This is a genomic window from Vibrio sp. 1751, assembly GCF_033339895.1.
In the GTDB taxonomy this organism is placed as follows: Bacteria; Pseudomonadota; Gammaproteobacteria; order Enterobacterales; family Vibrionaceae; genus Vibrio; species Vibrio alginolyticus.
In genome coordinates, this window is sequence record NZ_JAWOVM010000022.1 from 18,795 (window position 1) to 40,079 (window position 21,285).

12 protein-coding genes are annotated in these 21,285 nt (G+C 42.9%); 4 read left to right on the forward strand and 8 right to left on the reverse strand.

Going from position 1 to position 21,285, the window contains the following annotated elements; translation table 11 throughout:
• Window positions 1-151: 151 nt before the first annotated feature.
• The 8 genes from pyrD to R7041_RS09925 form a co-directional block, all read right to left on the reverse strand.
• A complete protein-coding gene (pyrD, locus tag R7041_RS09890) occupies window positions 152-1,162 on the reverse strand; it encodes a quinone-dependent dihydroorotate dehydrogenase (RefSeq protein ID WP_017634281.1) in 1,011 nt (336 codons plus the stop codon).
• 311 nt (window positions 1,163-1,473) lie between these two features.
• Complete coding sequence (locus R7041_RS09895) at window positions 1,474-6,315, reverse strand: NAD-glutamate dehydrogenase (RefSeq protein WP_064368429.1); 4,842 nt, start codon at window positions 6,313-6,315, stop codon at window positions 1,474-1,476.
• A gap of 201 nt (window positions 6,316-6,516) precedes the next feature.
• Window positions 6,517-6,735, reverse strand: a complete 219-nt coding sequence (locus tag R7041_RS09900) for a DUF2835 domain-containing protein (protein WP_080659264.1) — start codon at window positions 6,733-6,735, stop codon at window positions 6,517-6,519.
• Between the two features lie 65 nt (window positions 6,736-6,800).
• Window positions 6,801-9,407: an aminopeptidase N gene (pepN, locus tag R7041_RS09905; protein ID WP_064368430.1), complete on the reverse strand. Its 2,607-nt coding sequence runs from the start codon at window positions 9,405-9,407 to the stop codon at window positions 6,801-6,803.
• A gap of 226 nt (window positions 9,408-9,633) precedes the next feature.
• The gene (locus R7041_RS09910; protein ID WP_053304489.1) at window positions 9,634-10,299 is read right to left on the reverse strand and encodes a hypothetical protein; all 666 of its coding nucleotides are present in this window, start codon (window positions 10,297-10,299) and stop codon (window positions 9,634-9,636) included.
• A 194-nt stretch (window positions 10,300-10,493) separates the two neighbouring features.
• A complete protein-coding gene (prc, locus tag R7041_RS09915; RefSeq protein ID WP_017634279.1) occupies window positions 10,494-12,500 on the reverse strand; it encodes a carboxy terminal-processing peptidase in 2,007 nt (668 codons plus the stop codon).
• A 17-nt stretch (window positions 12,501-12,517) separates the two neighbouring features.
• Complete coding sequence (proQ, locus tag R7041_RS09920) at window positions 12,518-13,144, reverse strand: RNA chaperone ProQ (RefSeq protein WP_005377435.1); 627 nt, start codon at window positions 13,142-13,144, stop codon at window positions 12,518-12,520.
• Window positions 13,145-13,241: 97 nt separating this feature from the next.
• On the reverse strand, window positions 13,242-13,715 hold the full coding sequence (locus R7041_RS09925; RefSeq protein ID WP_005377433.1) for a GAF domain-containing protein: 474 nt from the start codon (window positions 13,713-13,715) through the stop codon (window positions 13,242-13,244).
• Between the two features lie 92 nt (window positions 13,716-13,807).
• On the opposite strand from R7041_RS09925, the gene R7041_RS09930 reads away from it, so the two are divergent.
• The 4 genes from R7041_RS09930 to rsmF all read left to right on the forward strand — a co-directional run bounded on the left by R7041_RS09930 (window position 13,808) and on the right by rsmF (window position 21,107).
• Window positions 13,808-15,604 (forward strand): ABC transporter ATP-binding protein, encoded by a 1,797-nt coding sequence (locus R7041_RS09930; protein ID WP_021033889.1) that lies wholly within the window; start codon window positions 13,808-13,810, stop codon window positions 15,602-15,604.
• A 24-nt stretch (window positions 15,605-15,628) separates the two neighbouring features.
• On the forward strand, window positions 15,629-16,879 hold the full coding sequence (locus tag R7041_RS09935) for a paraquat-inducible protein A (RefSeq protein ID WP_005377429.1): 1,251 nt from the start codon (window positions 15,629-15,631) through the stop codon (window positions 16,877-16,879).
• A complete protein-coding gene (locus tag R7041_RS09940; protein ID WP_017634276.1) occupies window positions 16,872-19,520 on the forward strand; it encodes an MlaD family protein in 2,649 nt (882 codons plus the stop codon). The genes R7041_RS09935 and R7041_RS09940 overlap by 8 nt, the downstream gene beginning before the upstream one ends.
• 150 nt (window positions 19,521-19,670) lie before the next feature.
• Window positions 19,671-21,107 carry a 16S rRNA (cytosine(1407)-C(5))-methyltransferase RsmF gene (gene rsmF / locus R7041_RS09945; RefSeq protein ID WP_170890642.1) on the forward strand — a complete coding sequence of 479 codons (1,437 nt, stop codon included), beginning with the start codon at window positions 19,671-19,673 and terminating at the stop codon, window positions 21,105-21,107.
• The last annotated feature ends 178 nt before the right edge of the window (window positions 21,108-21,285 follow it).

The window sequence follows — 21,285 nt, forward strand, 5'->3', positions numbered from 1 at the left end:
ACTAGTTAAATCAGTGGTAAAGAGGTAAGACGCTTAATTACCTACTCGTGATTTTTAAATTCTACAAACGAACGGATAAAAAAAAAGAGGAAACAAAGTCCTCTTTTTTATGTAACAGGTACTGATTTTTCAGTAGTTTTTGATGTATGTGTTAAAGATTCTTAACAATATCACGTACGAGACCTGGGCCGTGGTAAATAAAACCAGTGTAGACTTGAACAAGTTTAGCGCCTGCCATGATCTTTTCTTTGGCTGCAACATAGGAATCTACACCACCAACACCGATAATTGGAAGTTTGTCTCCAAGCTCTTCATGAAGCTTACGTACGACCTCCGTAGAGCGTGATTGCACAGGGCGACCACTCAAGCCACCTGCCTCATTGGCGTGTTTCATCCCTTCTACGATCGTGCGATCCAAAGTTGTGTTAGTCGCGATCACACCATCTATATTGTTTTTCAATAAAGAATCGCAGATTTGGCAGATTTCATCGTCACTTAAATCTGGCGCAATCTTTAATGCTAACGGGACATACTTGTTGTATTTCTCTGATAACTCCGCTTGTTTCGCCTTTAATTCGGAAAGCAGTTCATCAAGCGCTTCACCATATTGAAGTGAACGAAGACCTGGAGTGTTTGGCGATGAGATGTTTACTGCAATATAGCCAGCATACTCATACACTTTTTCCATACAAATCAGGTAGTCCTCTGCCCCTTTCTCAATTGGCGTATCTTTATTTTTACCGATGTTAATTCCGAGAACACAATTGAATTTTGCTCGTTTAACATTCTCGATCAAATTATCAACGCCTAGGTTATTAAAGCCCATGCGGTTGATGATCCCTTCTGCTTCCACTAAACGGAATAGGCGTGGTTTATCATTACCTGGTTGTGGTCGTGGCGTTACAGTGCCGACTTCGACAAAGCCAAAGCCCATGGCATCAAATGCTTCAATACATTCGCCGTTTTTATCTAAACCAGCCGCAAGACCAACAGGGTTACGGAATGTTAGACCCATACACTCAACTGGACGAGTTGGTAACTGTTGGCGGTAAAAGAGATCAAGTGGTGTGCCGTTAAAGCGTTGGAAGTTCTTGATTGCAAGATCATGTGCCTTCTCGGCATCGAGTTGGAAAAAGCCAGTTCTGGCTAGACGGTAAAGCATTGTGCCTCCGAAAGAAAAAAGCCCCGTATAAACGGGACAATATTATTTACCGTTTTTCATCGTATTTCAATGAAAATGAACGTAATAAGTAAAAACCTATATCTTTATAAGATTTTCAAATATAAAACAAACAATTACAATCAAGTTTCTGCGATAAAAATCGTAACTAACCGCTTAAAAGCAATCGATTTCACTCTGTTTTAATTTCAACTCAATGTGACAATGTAACTATTTTCGTTCCAAATGTGAATAATAGATAATAAAAAGCCCCGTTAAATAACGAGGCTTTTACTTATGACTTGATTATTCCACTACTCTTTCGATGAGCAGTTGAGGTTTAAAAGTACTAGCTCTCGAAGTGCTACAGAGAACTTAGCAAATTCGTGTACTGAGCCAACTTTGAACTCGTTTAAGATACTCTCCCAGCGGTGCAACGATTGCTCGTTAGTTTCAATCCAATCTTCTAACGCAGCCATCACGTCAAGCTCTTCGGTTGAGCAGCCACAAGTCAGTACCTGAGCGGTAAGTTGACGTTGTTGCCAGTCCAGATCTTCACGGAATGCCGCTCTTGCAAGTGCTTGCCAGTTGTTATCAACGGCTTGGCTATTAATTTGCTTCAAGAACCAATGCAACGATAAACGGTCACCCAAGTTAAAGTAGAGTTTCGATGCTTGCTCAACCGTTTTACCTGTTTCACTTGCTACTGATGAAATATCCAGTGCAGATTGTAAGCTTGATAAGCGGGCAACTTGGTGAGCGAGTTTCTCTTCAACCCCTTTCTCTATCCAACCTTGAGCCAACTCATTGTGTTCTTCAACTTCAGACTCAACTAACATAGTGTCTAGGGTTTCAGTGATAACATTGACATCTTGCTTGTAGATAGCAATCAACTCACCGACCGTGCATTTGCCGCTACGGTTACGAAGCAACCAGCGTGCAATTCGACGCAGTGCTCGGCGCACGTAAAACATAATTTCGTATTGAGCTTGCGCTGTCGCAACGTTATCAAGTTTGCGAGTTTGCTTGAGGATTTCTTCTAAATCAAAGATTTCTCTAGCCGCACTGTAAGCGTTGGCAATATCGACAACACTTGCACCAGTTTCTTCTTGCAAACGAGTAACGAAGTTACAGCCCATTTCATTAACCATCTGGTTAGCCAATGCTGTAGCGATAATTTCAGCTCGCAGTGGGTGATTAACCATTTGATCTTTATAGTTACGTCGTAACGCACTTGGGAAATATTCAACAAGTTGTTTTGCATGGAATTCATCATTTGCGATTTCATCCGTAACAAGTTGCTGTTTAAGTACCATTTTACCGTAGGCAACTAACACTGATAGCTCAGGGCGAGTCAGACCTAGTCCCTGTTTTTCACGCTCGATTAGCGTTTCATCATCAGGAATGTATTCGAGAGCACGGTCCAAGTACCCTGCTTTCTCCATAGTGTGGATGAATCGAATTTGCTCCTTAACAATGCCAACACCTTGCTGTTCAGTAACAGAGATCGACTCCGACTGACGGTAAGCATCATCCAAGACAATTTCACCCACTTCGTCTTCCATAGACTCTAGAATTTGGTTACGTTGCTTAACCGTAAGATCGCCATTTGAAACCAGTCCATTGAGGAAGATCTTGATGTTGACTTCATTATCCGAACAGTCAACGCCACCTACGTTATCAACGAAGTCCGTGTTCACTCGACCGCCAGTTAGTGCGTATTCGATACGACCAAGCTGAGTCATACCCAAGTTACCACCTTCGCCAACCACTTTGGCTCTTAAGTCACGGCCGTCAATGCGCAGCATGTCGTTAGCACGGTCACCAACATCTGTATGAGTTTCTGTCGATGATTTAACGTAAGTGCCGATACCACCATTCCAAAGAAGATCGACTTTCATTTTCAAGATCATCTTTATCAGATCGTTAGGCGCTAAAGATGCTTTCTTCGTACCTAACATTTTCTGAATTTCTGGCGTCAACTGGATCGATTTTGATCGACGAGAGAAGATGCCACCACCTTGAGAGATCAAGTCTTTGTTGTAATCTTCCCAGCTTGATCTTGGCAGATTAAACAAGCGGTTACGCTCTTCCCAGCTGCTGGCTGAATCTGGATTTGGATCAATAAAGATGTGCATGTGGTTAAACGCAGCTTGCAATCGAATATGCTTCGATAACAGCATACCGTTACCGAACACGTCACCTGCCATATCACCTACACCGATTGCAGTAAAATCAGTGGTCTGACAGTTGATGCCCATTTCACGGAAATGACGCTTAACAGATTCCCAACCACCTTTTGCGGTGATACCCATTGCTTTGTGATCGTAACCGTTTGAACCACCTGAAGCGAATGCGTCGCCTAGCCAGAAGTTGTATTCTGCAGAAACAGAGTTTGCCAAATCTGAGAAGGTTGCTGTGCCTTTATCGGCAGCCACTACTAGGTATGGGTCATCTTCATCGTGACGAACAACGTTTTGTGGTGGTACTACTTCTCCTTCAATGATGTTATCTGACACATCAAGCAGTGCACGGATAAAGCGTTTGTAACAACGCTGACCTTCCGCAAAAATTTCATCACGAGTGGTGAGAGATGGCTGGCGTTTACAAACGAAGCCGCCTTTTGCACCCACTGGTACAATTACAGTGTTCTTAACCTGTTGCGCTTTCACTAAGCCAAGAATCTCCGTACGGAAGTCTTCTTGACGATCTGACCAACGCAAACCACCACGAGCCACTTTTCCACCACGAAGGTGAACACCTTCAATATCTGGTGCGTAAACAAAGATCTCGAATGCAGGCACAGGCTGCGGAATCTCAGGAATATCACTTGGCTTCATTTTCAAAGATAACCAAGGCTTAGGCTGCTTATTCTCGTCTACTTGGTAGTAGTTGGTACGAAGCGTCGCCATGATCATTTCAATATAACGACGAATAATACGATCATCATCCAAGCTCTCTACACGATCCAACTGCTCTGTTAGCTTTTTAATTAGATCGTTTTGGCCTTTCTCGCTGCCTTTGTGTTTCGGATCAAATCGCTTGGTGAACAGCTTGACTAGACCTGTCGCTAAGTCTGGGTAGTGGCTTAGCGTATCTTCGATGTACTGCTGACTGAATGGGAAGCCGACTTGGCGCATGTATCGTGCGTAAGCGCGAAGAATGGAAATCTCACGGCCAGATAAAGACGCACCTAATAACAATCGGTTGAAACCATCACTTTCAAGATTACCCGCCCAAATGGCAGCAAATGCTTGTTGGAAACGGTCACGAGCTTCACGAAGGTCAACGGTTTTCTCGCTCTTATGCAGCATAGAGAAGTCAAGGATCCAGAAAGTCTGCCCGTTGTTTTTCTCGATCTCATATGGCGATTCGCCAATCACACGCAAACCAAGGTTTTCCAACATCGGCATTACGTCAGAAAGGTGAATTGGTTCATCGCGATGGTATAACTTTAAGCGGACAGCTTTGGAATCTGCACCCTCTTCTTGAGGTCGGTAGAACAACATGCCAAGTTTATTATCATCACTTAACGCTTCTAAGCGCTCGATATCTGCAACCGCAGAACCTGGCATCATGTCCTCTTTGTATGAGCGAGGGAACGCACTCATATATTCTTTTGAAAGAGGAAGGCCTTTGCTTTCACCAAAGTTAGCAATGATGGATTCTTTTAGTCTGTCATCCCAAGAGGTAGAAACTTCCATTAGATTTTGCTCGATCTTTTTCACGTCTACGTCAATGTTGTTATTGTCTACACGAACAATGTAATGTGTTCTCGCTAGTGGGCTTTCTGAGAAGTACGTTGTAAATTCAACCTCTTGCTCGCAACCAAAGTACTGCTTAAGAATGCGTTGAGTTTGACGACGCAATTCTGTGTTGTAACGATCTTTAGTGACATAAACCATGCAACTGAAGAAACGACCAAATGGGTCTTTACGAACAAACAAACGCAGCAAGTCACGATCTTGCATTTGTACAACACCCATTCCCACCTCAAGCAGCTCTTCTTCATTAGCTTGAAGCAACTCGTCGCGTGGGTAGTTTTCTAAGATATTGTGCAATGCTTTGTATGAGTATGATCCGTGGCGGTATCCACTTGCTTCAAGGATACGGTCAACTTTTTCACGGATCAGAGGAATACTTTGTACCGCTTGGTTGTAAACAGCGGAGGTATATAAACCAGTAAAGCGATGCTCACCTATTACTTTACCGTTTTTATCAAACTTTTTAATACCGATGTAATCAGTATAAGCTGGACGGTGGATACGAGATGCTTTGTTACCTTTGGTGATGATCAGAGCGTATGGTTTTTTCGCTTCTAATCGCGCTGAATCTGATAATTCAGAGAGCTTGACGCTACGAACGCGCTTGTCATCAGCAAACAGACCTAGTCCTTTTTCTTTAGCAGGAACAAGTTCGGTATCACCATTGACCTCTTTTAAGTCATAATCTTTATAACCCATAAAGGTAAAGTTATGATCTTCTAGCCAACGAAGAAATGCGATCGTTTCATCCATACGATCCGTTTGGATAGAAACACGATCTTTATTTTTCTCAAGTTCATCAGTAACAAACTTAAGCTTATCAACCATCTGCTTCCAGTCATCAACGACTAAGCGAGTATCAGATAGAATTCTTAACAGCTCTTCTTTAAGCGCTTGCATCTCGTCTTTACTAGTAAGGCGGTCTACCTCTATGTGGAAAAGTGATTGAAGAACACCACCCTCACCGTTTACGTCTGTAACTTGGCCTTTTTTATCACGCTGAATCTGTGTTGGGTTATTCAACATTAGGTGACAAACAAGATCCAAACGTGCTAAAGCCATTTTGACTGAGTCCACTAAGAATGGACTATCTGGAACAACAATTTCTACGATTGTGTGTGTGGATTGCCAGCCTTGACGACTTACGGTCGGGTTAAATACTCGAACCGAAATCTCTTCTGGTTTTTTTTCATTGATATGGTGCCAAAGGCTAACGACAGCACCATAAAGGTCGGATTCGTTTCGCTGAATTAGATCATCATCAGCAATGTTACTGAATAAGTGTTGAGCAAGTTTAGTTACAAGCGTTTGGTGAGAAAGCTCGAGTTTGTCTTGAATCAGTTGGTAAACCTTTTCAAGCAGAACCGGCACTACATTTTCACGCGCGGTCATATTCACACTCCACATTAGAATTGTTGTTTTGTAGGGGGACTTAGTAGCTAGGCTGTTACCTTAGAAACTAAGCATAGGTAATGCATGTGCCCATTGTAAAAGCATAATTACAAATGTTTAACAACTAATCGTAGTGGTAAGAGGTGAAATGTCCGATTCTGTGACTAAGATTCCTATTTAACTCTCTGCAAATACAATACATCACAGAGTTTCTAACTTAAGAAACTTATTATTTTGGTTAGTTGTTAGTCTAAACTGGCCTCTAACGCCCAATTGACTAAGAAATGGTCTAAATCTCGCGGCGGGTAACTGCAAACGCAAACCGTTGTGTGTGACAACTTGAACAACACTTGCCGCACCAGAATAATGAGATAAAAACGTTTGATATGAAATGTTGAGATTGAAGTAGTAATAGTTCATGAAGTGAAAACTAAGTGACATAAACAAATAAGGTGGTCTAAATGACCACCCTATTGTGTTGTTTACTATTCGTCTAGTGCTTTAGTCACTTTTTCGAATAGATCTTTAGCAAGATTATCCATTGCTTTGAGCTTTTCAAGTTCTGCACGAATCATTGCTTGGCGAGCTTCATCGTATTTACGGAACTTAAGCAAAGGATCAATCATTCGAGAAGCTACTTGTGGGTTCGAATCATTTAGTTGGCGAAGAATTTCACCGGCAAACTGGTAACCTACACCGGATGTATCATGGAAACGTACAGGGTTCGCACTTAAGAACGAGCCAATTAAGCTGCGCGTACGGTTCGGATTTTTCAAACTAAATGCTTCGTGGTTCATGGTTGCTTTTACTTTTTCAAGAGCATCCTCTGCAGGATTGCTACCTTGCAGTGCAAACCACTTATCCATAACCAAACCATCGTGCTTCCATTTATCGCTATAATCAGCCATAAGTGCTTCACGACACTCGAGCTGAGCGTTATTTGCGGCACTCATCGCAGCAATCGTATCTGTCATGTTATTTGCAGATGCGTACTGCGCGTTGACTAAATCATTACCTTTTTCCGTATATGCTAGGTACTGAAGGCAACGGTTACGTAAAGCACGCTTGCCAATAGCAGCATGGTCGATCGTATACTCTGTTTGCTTAAGCGTGTGATAAGTCGCACTTAGCTCATCTTCTAATTCCTTAGAAAGTGACACTGTAATGCTGTTTAGCACTTTGTCTACGGCATCGATATCAATTTGCTGGTACCAACCAGTAATCTCATTGATTGAAGGCATAGAGAAAACTTGAGCAATGAAAGCAGGCTCAAGCGTTTCATCCAACAGCACACCGCGGAAAGCATCTATCACACCTTCAGAAAGCGATACTTCTTGTCCCGCTTGAACGTTTTTCACATTCTGACGAATGTATTTAGCCAATAGCATTTGGCTAGCGTCCCATCGAGCAAAATCGTTCGTTGCGTGCTTCATCAAGAAGACTAACTCGTCATCGCTGTAATCGTATTCTAATTTGACTGGTGCCGAGAATTCACGCAACAAAGATGGCACTGGCTGTTCTTCGACATTTTCAAATACGAACGTTTGCTTATCTTGTTTAATATCCAGCACGTTATTAACTGATTCACCGTTAATCACCAGTGGGATAACTCGACCTTTCGAATCATACAACTCGATATCGAACGGAATATGCAGCGCTTGTTTTTCTGCTTGGTCTTGCGTCGGCTCCGTAAATTGCTCTACCGTTAGTGCGTAAGTTTTTGCATCAGCGTTGTATTCGCTATTTACGCGCAGCGTTGGTGTACCCGATTGGCTGTACCACAGACGGAACTGTTTTAAATCAACACCGGTGGCATCTTCCATTGCAGAAACAAAGTCTTCACACGTCGCGGCGGTACCATCGTGACGTTCAAAATAAAGTTTCATTCCTTTTTGGAAGCCCTCTTCGCCAAGGAGTGTATGGTACATACGAATAACTTCGCTGCCCTTTTCATACACCGTTAGCGTGTAGAAGTTATTCATCTCAATGACTTTGTCAGGACGAATCGGGTGAGACATTGGGCTTGCATCTTCCGCAAATTGAGGACCACGAATAATACGTACGTTATCAATACGGTTATCAGCACGAGAGCCTAAGTCAGAAGAGAATTCTTGGTCTCGGAATACGGTTAAGCCTTCTTTTAGACTTAGTTGGAACCAGTCACGACAAGTGACACGGTTGCCAGTCCAGTTGTGGAAGTACTCATGACCGATCACAGCTTCGATGCCTAAATAATCACGATCTGTCGCAGTTTGATCGTTCGCCAGCACATATTTTGAGTTAAAAATGTTCAAGCCTTTGTTTTCCATTGCACCCATGTTGAAGAAATCAACAGCAACGATCATGTAAATATCCAGATCGTATTCTAGGCCAAAGCGTTCCTCATCCCACTTCATCGAGTTGATCAGCGATGTCATCGCATGGCCTGCACGATCTAAGTTACCTTTATCAACAAAGATTTCTAAATCAACACTGCGACCTGACATCGTTGTATATTTGTCACGCAATACATCAAAGTCGCCTGCAACAAGGGCGAACAAGTAAGCTGGTTTTGGATGCGGATCCTGCCATTGAACCCAGTGACGACCGTTCTCTGCATCGCCTTCTGCAATTCGGTTACCATTGCTCAGCAAATATGGGTAAGCAGCTTTATCTGCGATCACTTTTGTTGTGTATTTTGCTAGAACATCCGGACGGTCTAGATAGTACGTGATACGGCGAAAGCCCTCAGCCTCACACTGAGTACAAAATGCACCGCCTGATTTGTACAAACCTTCGAGTGCTGTATTCGCTTCAGGATCAATTTTGGTGACGATTTCAAGTTCAAACTCGGATGGAAGATCGGTCAGTACCAGCGATGACTCCTTCACCTCGTGATGAGCCCAATCCTCACCATTTACTTTTACAGCGCGTAGCTCAAGCCCTTCGCCATCGAGTTCTAGCGTTGTTGTATCGCCTTTTTGAGCAACTTTTGATACCGCCGTAACGATTGTGTCATTGTCATATAGATCAAAAGTAAGATCGATATCAGTAATCGCATGAGATGGCTCTTTATAATCTTTACGATATTTGGCCAGGGGAGCTTGAGACATGAGCATAAATCCTTGTATGTCGAACAACAAAAATACCAGACTGCATGATCAAAAATGCATTTCTGGTATCACTATATAAGCTATTTGTAGGGGTTGTGGTATCAGAATACAAGTCTTTCCATCAAAAAACGGAGCTTTTAGTGCTCTAGCTCCGTTTTTTGATTAACATTTAAACAACATTAATGACTTACCGTACGCACGCGTAATTTGGCGCATGTTAAAGGCATCATGGCGTAACTCTATTGAGTACGGCGTACATATCACCATTGGAATCTTCGATCGTTAGCTCATTCTTGTTGAGCTTATACGTGGTTCCATGCTCGCCATTTTCATACAGCAGAACCAAAAACTCATCTTCTGTGTAAAACACACCTTGTTTGATGGACTCATCCCCTTCTTCGTTCGAAACCCTAAACATGAACACGAAATCAGGTTGAAGTATCAAATCCATCTGATTAATGTTGTTGGCCACAAGACCGTCGCCAGATACGTGAGAGCTAGACCACATACCTGCAAGTGAATTGGATAATCCCTTAGTGAATGTTACACCATTAAGATCAAGCGTATTATGGTTGTTGCGATAGGCATAAATTTGAGGCTCGTCGGTGTTTAAACCAAGAACGATTGTGTCTTCATTTGCGTTATACAGCCCTTCCCAATGGTCAACGGAATAGTCTTTCTTTTGAATATCAATAGAAAAGCTGTAGTCAGAACCTAATGAGAGTTTGATCGCACGAAAGTTTTCAGCCGACTCTTCGGGGTTTGGGTTCATCAAATACCAGTCTCCGATGAGAAACGGCGTGTCAAAGTGACTTAATTCATCTTCTCTGGTGTTTTCTCCACCAAACACACTAAAGCAGCAAAAGCTAAGTAAAATAAAGAACCACTTCATATCGGCATCCTTATCGTTTTCTTTTAGCTTAGCCAGTAGTCCTCACTTTCGCGAAATTTTAGATGTAGATCACGTAAATTATTGGGGGAAAATAAGCGAATATCTTGCTCGATATCGAGACAGCGGAAGACAAAAAGGCATAAAAAAAGAGTGAATCTGAAAGACTCACTCTTTTTATTCTAAATTGCCAGTTATTATGACTGATTTTCCTGCTTAAGTAGATCGACCATAATCGCGACAGACTCATCTAAATAAACATCAGGAGCCTCGTAGTCTTTTGGTATGTCATCCAATGTTTTAAATGCTTTTTTACCCAAAGCAACTTGACGTTCATTTATGCGTTGTAATCGAAGGGCTTCCGCTTTATCCGATTCAGCCTTACGAACTTTTTCGTTCAAAGACAAAGTATTATCGTCTTTTTCTTTACGATATTTCTCGATGTCTTCATTGATAAAGCGGAACTCCATTTCATCAGAAATACGCTTGTTATGAAGAGCAGTAAGTTTTTCAACTAAGGCGTCGTTACTTGGAAACGTTTGATATTGTGCTTTATCAATCTGATCCCAAGGTAAAGCATTGTCTTCAACACTTTCACCTGTTTCAGAAGCCTCAATTGGCGTTGGGTACGAAATATCTGGTGCAACACCACGATTTTGCGTACTTCCACCGTCAATACGATAAAACTTCTGAATCGTGTACTGAACATAACCTAGCTCTTTATCGAAAAGATCGTAAATATGATTCAGTGAACGATGTTGCTGAACTGTACCTTTACCGAAAGAGTTTTCACCTAAGATGATTGCACGATTATAATCTTGCATTGCCGCTGCAAAAATTTCAGATGCTGAAGCACTGTAGCGGTTAATCAACACCGTCAATGGGCCATCATAACTCACTTTTCCATCGGTATCGGCATTCACCTTGATGCGGCCATAGCTGTCACGAACTTGAACTACAGGACCTTCTTTAATGAATAAACCTGTCAATGCCGTTGCTTCTGTTAGCGCACCACCGCCATTGTTGCGTAGATCAACGATTACGCCGTCAACGTTTTTGGTTTTCAACTCAGCTAGTAATTTATCGGTGTCTTTCGATAAGCCGACGTAGAAACTTGGTACTTCTAAAATACCAATCTTCTTACCGTCTTTTTCGATGATTTCTGACTTAACTGCACGATCTTCTAAGCGAACTTTGTCACGAACAATTGTGACAATGTAACTCTTCGCATCGTTACCTTCTGGCAAGATCTGTAGATTAACCTTTGTGCCTTTAGGGCCTTTGATTAACTGAACAACATCATCCAGACGCCAACCGATCACGTCGACAATTTCTTCACCGTCTTGTCCAACACCAGTGATTCGGTCCCCTTCACCAAGTTGCTTACTCTTTGAGGCCGGACCGCCAACAACAAGTGAACGAATTACTGTGTAATCGTCTGTCATTTGCAAAACGGCGCCGATGCCTTCTAGAGAAAGGTTCATTTCCGATTGGAATTGCTCGGCATTACGTGGAGAAAGGTAGCTTGTATGAGGGTCAACCTGTCGCGCGAAGGCATTCATATACAACTGAAATGCGTCTTCATTGTTGGTCTGTGTGATGCGCTTCATCGCGTTGTTATAACGCTTCTCTAAAACTTCTTTAATCTCTGGCCACTCTTTGCCAGTCAGTTTCAGATTTAACGCGTCATATTTCACACGCTTGCGCCACAACTCGTTGAGCTCTGCTTCGTCTTTTGGCCATGCGGCCTCAGAGCGGTCTAACTCTATCTCGTCATCGGTATCAAACTTGATCTCTTCATCGAGTAGAGTTAACGCATAAGCAAAACGATCGAAACGCTTCTGCATTGAGAGGTTGTAAACATCAAAAGCAATTTGGTTGTTGCCCGATTTAAGCTGATCATCAAGCTCGACTGACCAATTTTTAAATGAATCGATGTCTGCTTGAGTGAAAATATTTCTATTGTAATCAAGCAACTCTACATAGCGTTCAAAGATCGCTTTAGAGAAATCATCATTGAGGCTGAAGTGCTTATAATGAGAGCGGGTAAATCGCGAGGTGACTCGTTTGCTAGCTGTTTCATGCTGAACTTCAGGAGAAAGAACCGGCAGGTCATCTTTATGTAGTTTGGCTTCAAGAGCCTGAGCTGATGCTGCTAGCCATAAGCTAGCAGCAATCAGGGTCACTTTTGAACGGCAATTCATGCGTAGGAGTATCTCCTTTATGCGCGCAAGTGCTCCGCTTTCACAACCATTTGTAGGCCGTTAGCAAGTTGAACACGTACATCATCCTTATTGATTTCAACAATGGTCGCTGCCATGTTTCCTTTGCCCATGTTCACGTTAACTGCGTTACCTACTGTGATTTCATCAGCATTTAGAGCGCGCGTTTCTACAGGCTTAGTTGGTTTTTGTACTTTTGGTTTATTAGTACGACGAGGCTGTTGAGGCTTTTTAGCCGCAGGTTTCGCTTTCGCCTTACCCTCTTCACGAGCTTTTTGTGCTTGTTCTTTACGACGAGCCTGAACTTTCGCCTTGCTTTCTGCAAGTGTCGCTTTCGCGTGTTCAACGTGCTCTTCTTCTAGCTCACCACAAGGGTTGCCATCTAGGTCTACACGTACTGCACCTGGTTTTACACCGTGTAGGTAACGCCATGATGAAGTGTACTGTCTTAACGCTGCACGAAGCTGTGTTTTGCTTACTTTTTCGTCTTCATTTAGACGTTCCGCAAGATCTTGAAAAATACCAATTTTCAGAGGTTTTGCTTCACCTTCTAAAGTAAAGCACTTAGGGAAACATTCAGCAATATATGCAATAACTTCTTTGCTGTTTTTTAACTTTTCAGTCATGAGGGGTCCTGATTTGAGCGGATTTCCGCGAGCATTAAGAAAAAATATTCTCGTATTATAGTGACATGCCAAGGAAAAACCACACTCGAAGGCTAATTTATGCGTCGTTCGCGTGTGAATTAAGCAGCTTTTCTACTTCAACCATGAAATGAGTGAGACCTTCTTCGTCTGTTTCATTAAATCGGCCAATACTTGGACTATCAATATCAAGTACACCAACCACCTTTCCATTAATAGAAAATGGAATCACAATTTCTGAATTGCTCGCTGCATCGCACGCAATATGCCCCTCAAATTCGTGAACGTCGTATACTCTTTGTATAGTATTAGTTTGTGCAGCAGTACCGCAGACGCCTCGACCCATTGGGATACGAACACAAGCTGGTTTTCCTTGGAACGGACCAAGAACAAGCTCTTCACCTTTTGTTAGGTAAAAGCCTGCCCAGTTAAGATCGTCAAGTTCCATGAAAAGCAATGAGCTCAAGTTTGCTAGGTTCGCAATAAAGTCTGGTTCAGACTCAATTAGAGCAACAGCTTGTTTGGTTAGTCTTTGGTATTGTTCTAAGTTCATATTAACTTCCTACTTACTATAAAAGCTTCCATTCTCAATGTATGGCGCTAAAATGCAGCCCTACTTTATAATAGGACTTATTCTCAATTACAATGCTTCTGAAAAATGACACTATTAGCCGTTCTTGGTTGATAACACAAGTAAAAAAGCACAAGTCCAAGCTGATCATAGCGAACTTGATAGCGGTGCTTGCAACCTTGATTAGTGTTCCAATTCCCCTCCTCATGCCTTTGATGGTTGATGAGGTCTTATTGGACCAACCTGCAAAAGGCTTAGATGCCATGAATGCCATTCTCCCTGAAGCGTGGCACACTCCGACAGGCTATATTTTCTTCACCCTGTTCTTGGTTGTTCTTATGCGAGCTGCGAGCCAAGGATTAAATATCCTTCAAAGCCGACAATTTACGCTTGTTTCAAAAACCATCACGTTTGAGATGCGCAGTAAAATGATCGACAAACTCGGCCGTATCAGCATCCGACAATACGAAACCAAAGGTAGCGGAGGAATCAACGCACACCTTATCACTGACATTGAGACCATTGATAAATTTATTGGTTCTACGTTAGCAAAATTCGTTATCAGTTTTCTTACTGTTATTGGTACTGCTATCGTTCTACTTTGGCTCGATTGGCGACTTGGTCTGTTTATCCTGTTAGTTAACCCTATTGTCATTTACTTCTCACGTAAACTAGGCAGTATGGTTAAACATCTGAAACGGAAGGAAAATCATTCTTTTGAAATTTTCCAAAACCGCTTAGTTGAAACATTAGATGGAATCTACCAACTACGCGCGGCCAATAAAGAACGAGAATTCCTCCAACAACTCAAAGACAGTGCGAACCAAGTTCGCGTTGATGCAGACAAGTATGCTTGGCAATCTGAAGCGGCTGGTCGCGTATCTTTCCTTCTCTTTTTGATCGGCTTTGAATTATTCAGAGCTGTCGCAATGTTAATGGTCATGTTCAGTGACCTTACTATTGGCCAAATATTTGCCGTTTTTGGTTACCTATGGTTCATGCTGTCTCCTGTTCAAGAGTTGCTTGGGATTCAGTTTTCTTGGTACAGCGCTAAAGCCGCATTAAAACGCATCAACGACTTATTAGAGTTAGAAGAAGAGCAGAGACCGGTTCCTAAGGTAAATCCTTTCAAAGAAGGTAGAGAAGTTGACGTTAAAGTAGAAAACATTAATTTCTCTTACAATAATGAAAACAAAGTCCTAGATAATCTTTCTTTACATATGCCGGCAGGAAAGAAAGTGGCGTTAGTTGGTGCAAGCGGCGGTGGTAAGTCAACCTTGATACAATTACTTATTGGGGTTTACCGTCAAAACTCCGGTAGCATTCGCTTTAATGATGAATTAACAGAAGATATTGGTTTTGAAGTAATTCGCGACAAAATTGCCGTGGTATTACAGCAACCTATACTATTTAACGACACCTTGAGGCATAATCTAACGCTTGGTGGGGATTTTGACGAAATGTCACTTTGGCGTGCGCTTGAAGTGGCTCAGCTGCAAGATGTTATTTCTCAACTGAACCACGGCTTGGATACTCAAGTTGGTCGTAATGGCATTCGTTTGTCAGGAGGTCAACGACAACGGCTTGCCATTGCTAGAATGGTGCTGAGTAATCCTCAATTTGTTATTTTAGACGAAGCCACGTCTGCGCTAGATACCGCTACTGAAGCGGCTTTACACAAAGCACTGACCGAGTTCTTACGTGGTAGAACAACATTAATCGTTGCGCACCGACTGTCCGCTGTTAAACAAGCCGATTTGATCTACGTGCTTGAAGATGGGAAAGTGACGCAAACAGGTACTCATGGTGAGTTAGTTGAGCAAGAAGGCTTATATCAAACCTTATATGGGGGCATACAGTCCCACGCTTAAATCGTTCAAGCTAGAGAGGTCGTTATGACCTCTCTGTCTAAGCACGCCATGCAACCCAATAACGTACGTTTGTGCCAAGGTTGTGAATTGCCTGTCGACATCGTCGACTTACCCCATGGCAAAAATGCACACTGCCCTCGTTGTGGTACACAATTATATCGCGGAGGTAGCCCTAGCCTCTCTGGTAATCTAGCCGTCGCGATAACCTGCATCCTACTATTTATTCCATCGCACTTTTTTAACTTTATTAGCATCCGACTCTTTGGTGTGATGATTCCGGCAACCCTACCTTCAGGGATGATCACATTGATGGAAGAAGGATTTGTTCTTCTTTCATTGCTCATTCTATTTTGTAGCTCTCTTGCGCCACTGACGGTTTGTGTTTCAGTGGTAACGGCACATATTTCTTTACATCAACGATGGTTCCGTGGGCTTCGTATCTCACTGTGGCTAATTCAACATTTGAAGCATTGGGTTATGTTGGATGTGTTCTTAGTTAGCATCGCCATTTCCTGTTTTAAACTCCAAGATTATTCCGACATTTTCGTCGGTCCAGGGTTAATTGGTCTGGTTCTTTTGCAGATATTTACCGTTTTGTTAGTTTCAAGAATCAGCGTGCGTCGTTATTGGGAAGCTTGGAAGCCAGAAAGTTTATATGCTTTTGAGCATAAAGATGTGCATTGCCATGAATGCCACTTGTCCCAACCTGAAGGTGACCATTGCCAGCGTTGTCATCACGAGTTATATCATCGCAAGCCAAACTCCATTCAGAAAACATGGGCTTACCTCATCGCAGCAACGGTCGCCATCTTCCCTGCTAACCTGATCCCTATTTCCATCTTGCTTACCAATGGTAAGCGTTTGGAGGACACTATTTTTTCAGGCGTGGCTGGTTTGGTAAAAAGCGGCATGTATGGAATCGCTGCGATCATTTTTGTTGCCAGTATCGTTGTCCCGGTGATTAAAATACTTGGGCTCGCCTACATCATGCTTTGCATCCAATTCAAACGTTCGGTGTTTAAGAGACAACGAATGATGGTTTACTTTGTTGTTAAATGGATCGGTAAATGGTCTGTGATGGATTTGTTTGTTATTTCTATCATGATGACTTTAGTCGATCGTGGTCAGATACTGGATTTCACACCAGGATATGGCGCCGTAGCATTTGGTGTTGTCGTAGTGTTGACCATGCTTGCAGCAGAAAGTATTGATCCAAGGCTAATCTGGGACCAAACAAGCCCAAAACAATCAGAAAAAGAGTCAATGAATGAGTGATCAGAACAGTTCTCAAACGTCATACGTACCAGATGTAAAGCGGAGTAAAGGCATATCTCCTCTTTGGCTGTTGCCAATTTTGACCATGGTCTTAGCTGGCTGGCTTGTAGTGAAGTCGATACACGATGCAGGACAACGAGTGCAAATCTATTTTTCTGATGCCGCTGGTCTTGTCGCCGGCCGAACCACTATCCGTTACCAAGGATTAGAAGTCGGCATGGTAAGAGACATTAACCTCACCGAAGATCTCGGCAGTATTTATGTCGATGCTGATATCTATCCTGAAGCTGCAAAGTTACTGAACGATAAAACACGCTTTTGGTTAGTAAAACCAACAGCTAGCCTAACGGGAGTTTCCGGACTGGATGCGCTCGTCTCAGGTAACTACATCTCGATTCAACCCGGAGATGGTCAAGAGTTTGAGACAACATTCCATGCGTTAGACTCTGCCCCAACAGATTTACGTGTTTCTCAAGGTTTGAATATTAAGCTCAAAAGCCGTGATTTAGGTGGTGTATCGGTTGGCTCTCAAATTGTTTATAAGAAAATCCCAATCGGTGAAGTGTACAGTTACCAGCTAGATGAAGATGCAAAATCTATCACTATTCAAGCCAACATTCAGGATCAATACCGACATATCATTAACAACCGCAGTCGATTCTGGAACGTCAGTGGAATTGGTGCCAGCATCGGTTTTGAAGGTGTCGATGTAAGACTAGAAAGCATGAGTGCCTTACTGGGTGGCGCCATCGCCGTCGACTCTCCGGATGATGGTGAGCCTGTAGAAGAGAACACCGAGTTCCGTTTGTATAAAGATTTGAAAACTGCTGGTCGAGGCATCGCGGTTAAAATTGTCCTACCTGATGACAGCAAGATCAGCGGAGAAGGCGCTCCAATTATGTATCGCGGAATTGAAATTGGCCAAGTTACGGACTTGAGCCTTTCCGAAGGCCGAGAAGTGATATTGGCGTCAGCGGCAATTCAACCCGCTTTTAGTGACATGCTGACGACAGGTACTCGATTTGTCTTAGAAGAAGCAAAGGTGTCCCTTTCTGGTGTTGAAAACATTGCTAATTTAGTGCGAGGAAACTTCTTAACGATCGTACCGGGCGCGGGTGAACGCTCTCGCCGCTTTACTGCGATTCGTAAAAACGTGTTTAACCAACAGCAAGAAAAGTCCATCGCGATTCGGTTGGTGTCCGACAATTCGTTTGGCCTAGATAGCGGTGCCAATGTACTTTATAAAGGCATCGTTGTTGGTTCAATCATCAAAGTGGGCCTAGTTAAGGAAGATAAAAAATCACAACACGAAGTATTTATGGATGTATTGATTGACCATGAATACAAACATCTGATCAAATCAAACAATCGTTTTTATGTAACCGGCAGTGCATCAGCAGAGTTAACTGAATCGGGGCTCAGCGTTACCGTTCCTCCAGCAAAGCAGTTGTTAACCGGGTCAATTAGTTTTGTGAGCGAAGGCAAGCAGGATATTCAAAAAGAGTATCAACTGTTCCAAAATGAATCATTGGCTGAATTGGCGCAGTACAATCAAAGTGGCTCTAGGGCGCTAACACTATTTGCTTCTGAATTGCCGCCGATTTCCAAAGGCAGCCCTCTACTCTATCGTAATCTTCCAGTTGGTAACGTCTCCGATTTCCAACTAGTTGATGGCGGAGTACTAATTAAGGCTACTATCGAAAACCGCTTCGCTTATCTTGTAACGCCACAAACCGTTTTTTGGAATCGTTCAGGGATTGAGATAGATGCATCATTAGCTGGCGTCAGTGTGAAAGCGCACCCTTTGAAGTCGTTAATCGAAGGTGGCATCGCTTTTGACTCCGTACCAGGCGTTGAAAACAAAATCGGAGAAAACTGGAAGCTGTATTCTGATCAAAAAACCGCTCGCAAGTTTGGGCGCGTCATTGCTTTAGAAACCGACGGTTCGCAAGAGATTGCTAAAGGAATGCCGATTGAATATCAAGGTGTTAAAGTTGGTGAAATCACTCTGGTTGTACCGAATTTTCGTCGTAACATGGTTGAAGTCACTGCAAGGATCCTACCTGAATACGTAGAAAACATTGCAGTTGAAGGCTCACATTTTTGGCTAACTGAACCAGAAATTGGTTTAGGTGGCGTTAAAAACCTCGGGGCGTTGGTGTCGAAATCCATCAGTGTTGAACCAGGTAAAGGTAAAGCTAAATTTGATTTTCAATTAGAAAATAGTTCAGAACGCGTGCATGGAATCATGTTTACGTTACAAAGTGAACAAAGAGGCTCAGTACAAGTCGGTACCCCTATTCTTTACCGCCAGATGGAAGTTGGCCAAGTGACCGACGTAAGCCTAGGAGAATTTGCTGATCGCATCGTCACGACTATCAAAATACAGCCTGAATATGCTTACCTCGTTCGTCAAAACAGTGTGTTCTGGAATGTTTCAGGAGTAGATGTTTCCATCGGGCTTACCGGCGCTAACATCAAAGCGGGAACCTTTGATAGTTTAGTTCGCGGAGGAATTGCGTTTTCAACGCCAGAGCAATCGACTATTCCACCAGCGGCAAAGAGTGGGCAATCTTTCTTTTTGTATCCACAAGCTGAAGAAGGTTGGACTCAATGGCGTACAGCAATTCCGAAGCCGTAGAATAAAGCTCAATTCACGTACAATTGAAGTTTGATCATTTTAAAAGAGCAGCAATCGCTGCTCTTTTTTATTGCTCGGCCCTTGTCACTATTCGTTTCTGCTTCGCTTTCGTATATTATTTGCCACAAATTCTGCAAACGAGATCCCACATTGCATCCTAATGTTTACATCCCAGACGCGTTTCTGGAAAAAATCCAAACTATTCTTCCTGCTCACCTCAACATGGAAGACTTTATCGCGTCGTGCCAAAAGCCACTGCGCAAAAGTATTCGAGTTAATACGTTGAAGATCAGTGTTGAAGCGTTTCTAGAACGAACAGAAGCAAAAGGCTGGAAGCTTTCTCCCGTGCCTTGGTGTGACACAGGTTTTTGGATTGAAGCGGACGAGTCAGTTGTACCATTAGGCAACACAGCAGAACACATGTCTGGCTTATTCTACATTCAAGAAGCCAGTTCGATGATGCCGGTATCTGCTCTGTTTATGAATGATGAATCTTACGATGCCGTGTTAGATACCGCAGCCGCTCCAGGCTCAAAAACCACTCAAATTGCAGCTTTAATGAACAACGAAGGTGTGCTTGTGGCCAATGAATACGCCGCAAGTCGTGTAAAAGTACTGCACGCTAATGTGGAACGTTGTGGAGTACGTAACGCCGCACTAAGTAACTTCGATGGGCGCGTTTTTGGCGGTTGGCTACCAGAACAATTTGATGCGGTTTTGCTCGACGCGCCTTGCTCTGGAGAAGGCACCGTTCGCAAAGACGAAGATGCGATGAAAAACTGGACGCAAGCTTCCGTACTCGACATCGCTGACACACAGAAAGATCTTATTGAAAGCGCCTTCCATGCATTAAAGCCCGGTGGTGTGATGGTTTACTCAACATGTACGCTCAGTACAGAAGAAAACCAACAAGTTTGTCAACACTTGAAAGAAACCTTTGGGGATGCTGTAGAGTTTGAAAGCCTTGAGAACTTGTTTGAAAACGCAGAGGCAGCTCTAACTGAAGAAGGCTTTTTGCATATTTTCCCGCAGGTCTACGACTGTGAAGGGTTCTTTGTTGCAAGAATTCGCAAACAGGCTGCTGTTGAGGCGCCAGAAGTCAAAAAGCGCATGGGGAAATTCCCCTTTGCTAAAACTTCAAAAAAAGAATCGACAGAAATTGCTCAACAACTCCAAAGCGCGTTAGGTATTAAACTTCCAAATGACAGTTCTGTATGGCTTCGCGATAAAGATGTCTGGTTATTCCCTAATGCTTTAGAAGCGATGATCGGCGAATTACGCTTCTCCCGTATGGGTATAAAGATCGCGGAAGCCCATAAAAATGGCTACCGTTGGCAACACCAAGTCGCGACTGCCCTGGCGACAGGTTCTGAAAGCAACGCCATTGAACTCAGTATTGAAGAAGCGCGCGAATGGTACATGGGGCGTGATGTTCGCCCACAAACCATTCCTGAGGGAATGAAAACAGGTAAAGGCGAAGTGCTTGTCACCTATCAAGGCGCAGTTATTGGCCTTGGCAAGTGGGTAAGCAACCGAATAAAGAATGGTCTCCCTCGCGAATTAGTACGAGATAAGAACTTATTTTAAAAGACGTAAAACGAACCATAAATAAATGAAAAGCCATCGTATTTGCGATGGCTTTTTAATTCGTAAGTATGAAAACAAGTGGGCTCGCTAGCGATCCGGACACGCTGTACTAAACTAGTTGTATCAAAGTAATGCTTTGATGTGGCATTTCTCTCTATGTTCACCAACAAAATTATTG

Excerpts from the sequence above, each read along its gene's own strand:
- pyrD (WP_017634281.1), bottom strand. The coding sequence starts at position 1,162 with ATGCTTTACCGTCTAGCCAGAACTGGCTTTTTCCAACTCGATGCCGAG.
- R7041_RS09895 (WP_064368429.1), bottom strand. The coding sequence starts at position 6,315 with ATGACCGCGCGTGAAAATGTAGTGCCGGTTCTGCTTGAAAAGGTTTAC.
- R7041_RS09900 (WP_080659264.1), bottom strand. The coding sequence starts at position 6,735 with ATGAACTATTACTACTTCAATCTCAACATTTCATATCAAACGTTTTTA.
- pepN (WP_064368430.1), bottom strand. The coding sequence starts at position 9,407 with ATGTCTCAAGCTCCCCTGGCCAAATATCGTAAAGATTATAAAGAGCCA.
- R7041_RS09910 (WP_053304489.1), bottom strand. The coding sequence starts at position 10,299 with ATGAAGTGGTTCTTTATTTTACTTAGCTTTTGCTGCTTTAGTGTGTTT.
- prc (WP_017634279.1), bottom strand. The coding sequence starts at position 12,500 with ATGAATTGCCGTTCAAAAGTGACCCTGATTGCTGCTAGCTTATGGCTA.
- proQ (WP_005377435.1), bottom strand. The coding sequence starts at position 13,144 with ATGACTGAAAAGTTAAAAAACAGCAAAGAAGTTATTGCATATATTGCT.
- R7041_RS09925 (WP_005377433.1), bottom strand. The coding sequence starts at position 13,715 with ATGAACTTAGAACAATACCAAAGACTAACCAAACAAGCTGTTGCTCTA.
- R7041_RS09930 (WP_021033889.1), top strand. The coding sequence starts at position 13,808 with ATGCTTCTGAAAAATGACACTATTAGCCGTTCTTGGTTGATAACACAA.
- R7041_RS09935 (WP_005377429.1), top strand. The coding sequence starts at position 15,629 with ATGACCTCTCTGTCTAAGCACGCCATGCAACCCAATAACGTACGTTTG.
- R7041_RS09940 (WP_017634276.1), top strand. The coding sequence starts at position 16,872 with ATGAGTGATCAGAACAGTTCTCAAACGTCATACGTACCAGATGTAAAG.